Raw genomic sequence first — 5,329 nt, 5'->3', positions numbered from 1 at the left:
TAGAGCCCACTCAACCACTGCGTCTTGCTCGACAATCCAAAAATAATTGAGAGGCTAGGACTTTTGTCCCAGCCTCTATCTATTTGACTGACAAAAGGGGGGATTGATGGTAAAATGAGGAAGAGATTAGGAGGAGATGAAATGAAGAAGAAAATAAAATGGGGCCTTGTCTTATGTTCGGTACTTATACCAGTATGTTTGAGTGCCTGCAAACAAGGAACTGTAGAAAAACAAGGTTCTTCGAATAAAGAAGTACAGAAGAAAATCGATCGAAAAAACATTCATTTTGACAAGACAGGACCTGCAGCAACATTTGATTGGGATGCAAAGAACAGTATCAGATACATAACGTTTGAAAAACTTCCACAATATATGAGGTCAGATGATAGCGATGGTATTTCAATATATGGACAGCAACCGAATGAAGTCTCTCTATCTGAGGAAGGAAGAGTTCAAAAAGCTTTGCAGGTCGTTGAAGGAATCTATGTAGATCCAAGGGGAATAGACACAGTAATCAAGGCCAATGGGGCAAAAAATCAAGAGGATATGTATACTCGACTCTGGAACGATTATATTATCCCTAAAATTGAAAAAAACAGTAGTACTTTTGATCCAAATACTTATGTGGAATATCTTGGTGAGAAGTACCCCCTCAAAATATATGGTCCCATGTATTTGAAGCTCATGACGAATGCATTGAGCTTTGGAAAAAAATATGAATTAAAGGGCTATGCAGTTAAGGGAAACAAAGTATTTATTCGCATTCAGGTACCAACGTACTTCCCAGAGCTTTTACCGAGAGGGAATAAATATTATAAAAATCCTAATGAGTCAGATTTCAATCAAGCCTTCTATGATTGGCTCGATGAATTCCATCAAAGGTATGCTGAAAAAGAAATAAATCGAGATGATCATATTTCCTATATCATGCTTTCAACAGTTTTACAACAGTTAGTTAACAAAAATTTCGAGGCAACCTCATTATCCGGTTATGCTTATAGTAAAACTTCGCCTACGGAATTCACGGTTGAAATGGAAGTGACAAATCAAGGTGATGTTCGAATTGATTTAAAAAACTTGGCTATTCTCTTACAAATCCCTCAGCAAATGAAGGGGGATAATCAGTATGGTAAGCAAGATGAGAATAATATCTTTTGGACCATCCCATCTGGAAATAATAATGACGGACAAAAGATAAAAGAAAAATTAAAGAATTTTAATCCCAAAAATCCTGTTAAAAGTTATGCAATTGGAGAGCCAGTTGTATTTGCTAATGGCTTAGAAGTTACACTGAATAGTGTAACAGACGATCCAAATTTGGATGTTCAGGATGATCAAGACCGTATCGATACAAGGAAAAAACAACATCGATTGATCGTCGAATTCACCCTATCGAATACAACACCTCTCAGTATTGAAAATACTCCAGATTATACAAATGTAGATCTCTATGATGGCCATGGCAAATCTGCTTATATGTTGAATAATACTTTAAATTACAAACAGCCAACAGTCCTTGAAGCAGGAGAATCTGGTATATATAAAATTAACTATTTAACAGATGGGGATGGGCCGTTTACGATCGTTTATGGTGATGCCAAATGGGTCGTTCAAAAATAGAGAAAAATCCAAATCTTTAATCAGCTTATTGTAAAAGCTAGTGAGTTTAAGAAATTATAAGAAGCTTCAGTTGTCAATAAATTATTAAAGAAATTTATTCATATGTGGTTGGAAAAGTCGGAATACTTTTAAAGAAAAATGACGAACAAATAAGGTAAAAGAAGCGTACAGAAAGTAGAAAAGAGAGAATGAAGAAGATTTTTAAATCAATCAAGTTTTGGATATTTGTATTACTTGTTACCTTGGCAGGAGGCTGGTTTATCCGGTATGAAATTCATAAGCGTGATATATCACAATTTGTAACTTGGAAACCTCGTCCACACATAGTTGATTCCCAATTTATTGCAGGTGGGAAAGCAGTAGCTATTCAATGGGATAATAAAAAAGAAGTGGATGAGGCGCTGGAAGCAAATTCGTACAATCCAAAAGTTAAAGTAGAATGGTTTATAAATGGTGGAAATAGTGAACGGTACATTGCACAAGAAAGTTACAAATTAAAATCTGACCCACGTCTCTATTTTCAATATTATATTCGTGGTAATCAAGTTCCTTACCTAACTACAAATAAAGCACAAAAGGGAGAGTACTGGCTCATTGATGTCTATGATACCAAGGACAAGCGCTTAGTGAAGAAAACATATGATGTTTTTAAGATAGTACGAGATATGGATAAGAATTATATCCCCTTATCTGTTAAAGTTTCTTCTATGTTGTTGGATACAGATGATGGAGAAACATACATTCCGATTGATATTCTTGTCGATAAGAAAGACAAATATATTGTAGAACCTGGAAATATCTATGTACAAACAGAGTATCAATCTCGTATAGGGTTAATGAATGTTAAGGATGGAAAGCTCGCTTGGAAAACCTCATCAGGCAAAGGTTATGAACAAGTTCAAAAAGAAAATCGAGAAAGCGACAAAGACTTACATCCATTTGAATACAATTTTGAAAGAGGACAATTGCAGCTCCAACATTCACGTTTGTTATTTACAGATCGTAGTAATGAGACTAAGGATATCCCATTGAAAACACTCTATCCGAAAGTATATTCGATTTTAAGCAAAGGGAATAATCCAACTACTTTAAAATGGGATGAAAAACCGACAAAAGGGGAGAATGCCTACCTATACTTTCTCGGACCAGAAGATCTCAACTTTGATATTTCATTTTTGGAACTGCTTTATAAAGTTCCAGAGCAGCGTTCAGGTGGATGGGATGATGTCCTACGGTATCATAAGATACCAGCAGAATTTTCAAAAGATGGTCAAGAACATCTTGCGAATAATAAAAAAGAATTTTTCCAATATTTTAAAAAGGATTTAAATCAAAGTAACGATACTACAGAGTTCTCATTGCTGAGACGCTTATATGAAGTACAGAACTACGTGGTCTCTAGAGATTTTGGTCAGTCCTTCGGTGATCTGACCATACCAGCTGAGTATACTAAAGATGGGAAGGTTCATGTCGTTCAAAATGATGAAGAATTCTTCAAATATATGGATTTAGAGAAGATTCCTAATAAAAAGATGAAAGAAGATATTAAAAAAAGGTTCCCATATGCTGTAAAAAATTAATCGATTAGGTCGAATTTAGCAAGGAGGTCAGGCTATGAAGCTCAATTATTTCAAACTATTCGCAGGAATTCCACTTATTCTATGTTGCCTGTTTCTTTCCAGTTGTAAGATCATGACACCGAGTGATTACAAAAAGGCTAAAGAAGTTGTTACAGAAGTTTTTAAAGAAAATGATCTTCATGGCAAAGTTACCATCACTAAGTTATCCTGGACTGCCCTAGAATACCCACAGTATCATGTGAGCTACGCATACTCTGAGAAGACCTACGATGATCAAACGGTACAATTGGAAGATGAGGACGTAACTTTTAAAGATGACTGGTCGAGGTCATATAGTAGTTTTCTTCCATCATACAAGGAAGCGTTTTTAAAACAGAAATCTATTAAAAATATCGAGGAAAAACTAGAGACTGAAATAAAGAAGCAATCTCTAGGTCTTCCTATTAGTTTCTTTTGTTTTTTATCTAACTCCAACCGTGATGAGAAGGAGCAAATTCTAGATAGTATTGCAAGTCAAAATCTCAAAGAAGGGAAAAAGGACTTTGCTGGTTACTATCAAATCCCTTTTCAGACCTTAATCGATCAAGAGTTAATCCGTATGACTATTTATATAGAGGATGGTGTATCCGTTAAGGAACAAGACTTAAAAGCAGCAGCTAAAAAATTAGACGCTAGCAAACTACCGGATGGTGCCTATGATTTCTACTATTCCAAAGGTAGTTATGCTGATTCCATCAGTTACTCATTCAAAGTTAAAGATGGGAAAGTTATTTTTTATGAAGATCAAAACAAACCAGAATAAGAGAAGCAGATACAAAAAAAGATCTAGTCGTGTTTGACTAGATCTTTCATGTTGCTTAGAAGTCTTCCTTCTTCTTAAGTGTCATAGAAGCAATAGCTGTAGCGACGAATGTCAAACCAGTTACAAGAAGTCCTAAATGATCTGCAGTTCCTGTTGAAGGAAGAGATCGTTTACCTTCTTTAGGCTTGTCACTAGATTTAGGAGTTTCACTAGATTTAGGTTTGTCACTAGGCTTAGGCTTATCTCCATTTGGTGATGGAGTTTTAGGTTTGCTATTACTTGGTGTTGGTATATTTGGAATATCTGTTGATGGTGGAGGTGGAAGAAGTTTATTCACCACGTTTCCTTTATCAACGACAAGGTTTGTTGCAGAAGCAAAGTCGCTTGCAGAGACCTTGATGGTTGTATCTGAAAGTTGGTAACCACTTGGAGCTGAGAGCTCTTTGATGACATACTCTTTAGCTTCAAATCCAACGAAGCTTGCAAGTCCGTCTTGACCAGAAATCGCTTGTGCTTGGCCTTGACCATAAGGATTTGCAACAGGTGTCACACCATCCGCTTCAAAGAGTCCAAATACCGCACCGGCAAGGTAATCACCCTTTTCATCTACCTTACGAACTCTAAGGGTGTAAAGTTTCAATTCAGGATTATTCACTGTTGGTGGAGTTGGTGGGATGACCTTATTGATAAAGGTTTTCTTCGCACCGTATGAAACAACTGCTTGGATAGCGTTTGATGCTTCATCTTTTGTGACGGTCACTGTGACATCCACTTGACCTTCGTCATATTGGATATTTGCCTGATCAGCTGGCACGACTTCTTTAATGGTATATTTATGAGTACCAATCATCGCTTCCGTGTAGGCAATCGCATCAAATGTCACTGTACCATCCGCAGCATTTTGTTTTGTTTGAAGAACAGTTCCATTTTCGTCCAAGAGGTTAAAGCTAAATTCACCACCTTGAAGGTCACGACCTTCTAAAATCTTACTTGTGGTAATTTGTTTTTCACTTGGAGTTGGAGGTGTCGGAGGTGTATACGTGTTGGTAAAAGTAGGAGTATCTTTCTTACCGTCGTATTGCACATCCGCATTCAATTGTCCAGTTGCATCTTTTGTGACAGTCACTGTTACAGTATGAACAGACTCATCATAAGTGATCGCTGATTCTGGTGTAGCTGGTTTTTGTTCAACAATTGTATAGGTGAAAGTACCAGCTTCATTAAAGCTTACTGGATTGAAGAGAATATCCCCATTCTCACCATTTGTCTTGGTATCAACGAGCGTACCATTTTGATCCTTGAGAAGGAAAGTAAACTCATTTGCTTT

General features: G+C 36.6%; 4 protein-coding genes. 3 read left to right on the top strand and 1 reads right to left on the bottom strand.

The window, feature by feature from the left end:
• Positions 1-141 precede the first annotated feature (141 nt).
• From M1G14_RS05105 to M1G14_RS05095, 3 genes are all read left to right on the top strand, one after another.
• A complete protein-coding gene (locus M1G14_RS05105) occupies positions 142-1,620 on the top strand; it encodes a hypothetical protein (protein WP_223345974.1) in 1,479 nt (492 codons plus the stop codon).
• A gap of 188 nt (positions 1,621-1,808) precedes the next feature.
• A complete protein-coding gene (locus M1G14_RS05100; protein WP_247926371.1) occupies positions 1,809-3,200 on the top strand; it encodes a hypothetical protein in 1,392 nt (463 codons plus the stop codon).
• Between the two features lie 34 nt (positions 3,201-3,234).
• Positions 3,235-4,002, top strand: a complete 768-nt coding sequence (locus M1G14_RS05095; RefSeq protein ID WP_247926370.1) for a hypothetical protein — start codon at positions 3,235-3,237, stop codon at positions 4,000-4,002.
• Positions 4,003-4,057: 55 nt separating this feature from the next.
• Here M1G14_RS05095 and M1G14_RS05090 read toward each other — a convergent pair.
• The coding region (locus tag M1G14_RS05090; protein ID WP_247926369.1) for a Spy0128 family protein at positions 4,058-5,329 on the bottom strand (1,272 nt) is incomplete at its 5' end.

Source organism: Streptococcus parasanguinis, from assembly GCF_023109675.1.
Taxonomy (GTDB): domain Bacteria; phylum Bacillota; class Bacilli; order Lactobacillales; family Streptococcaceae; genus Streptococcus; species Streptococcus parasanguinis_I.
Note: the sequence above shows the minus strand (reverse complement) of the source record. Positions and strands in the feature narration are given on the sequence as shown.

What these genes read in the sequence shown, in the direction of transcription:
- M1G14_RS05100 (WP_247926371.1), top strand. Translation starts at nt 1,809, where the DNA reads ATGAAGAAGATTTTTAAATCAATCAAGTTTTGGATATTTGTATTACTT.
- M1G14_RS05095 (WP_247926370.1), top strand. Translation starts at nt 3,235, where the DNA reads ATGAAGCTCAATTATTTCAAACTATTCGCAGGAATTCCACTTATTCTA.
- M1G14_RS05105 (WP_223345974.1), top strand. Translation starts at nt 142, where the DNA reads ATGAAGAAGAAAATAAAATGGGGCCTTGTCTTATGTTCGGTACTTATA.